This is a genomic window from Acinetobacter sp. A47 (assembly GCF_000805455.1).
Lineage (GTDB): Bacteria > Pseudomonadota > Gammaproteobacteria > Pseudomonadales > Moraxellaceae > Acinetobacter.
In genome coordinates this window covers 1-390 of the sequence record NZ_JSUS01000029.1, presented here as the reverse complement: position 1 = coordinate 390, position 390 = coordinate 1, and the positions used below count along the sequence as shown (strand labels likewise).

The window sequence follows — 390 nt, the reverse complement described above, 5'->3', positions numbered from 1 at the left end:
GCACCAAAACTGTCTACTGTCGTATGCGCTGGTGCGGTCAGCAAAAATTGTTCTCCATCCTTTTCGCTGCAATAAACTGACTCATCGGGCAAATAAACAAACAGTTGCTGAACACCTTGCTGATGCAACGCATTCACTGCAGCATTACGGTCAGCATCGCTGGTGATCGCCTGTCCCCATAAAATTTCCAGCTCCGGTAAAGTGGGTTTCAGGGTGTGAATATGCGCCAGCCAGTGTTTGATTTTGCCCGCTTTGAATTCTGAAACGGTATCGACAAACACCGGGATCTCACCAGCGAGGGTAAAGACCCATTCCAGCGCCTCGGCTGTCAGGTTGCAATCAGCCAGTACCACGCCCGCATGACGAAGTAAATCGCGCGACCCGTTCAAT

The 390-nt window shown here is 50.8% G+C and carries 1 protein-coding gene; it reads right to left on the bottom strand.

Features of this window, described 5'->3' with window-relative positions:
- On the bottom strand, nt 1-390 hold a 390-nt coding region (locus OC23_RS06550), incomplete at both ends, for a PfkB family carbohydrate kinase (protein WP_038343698.1).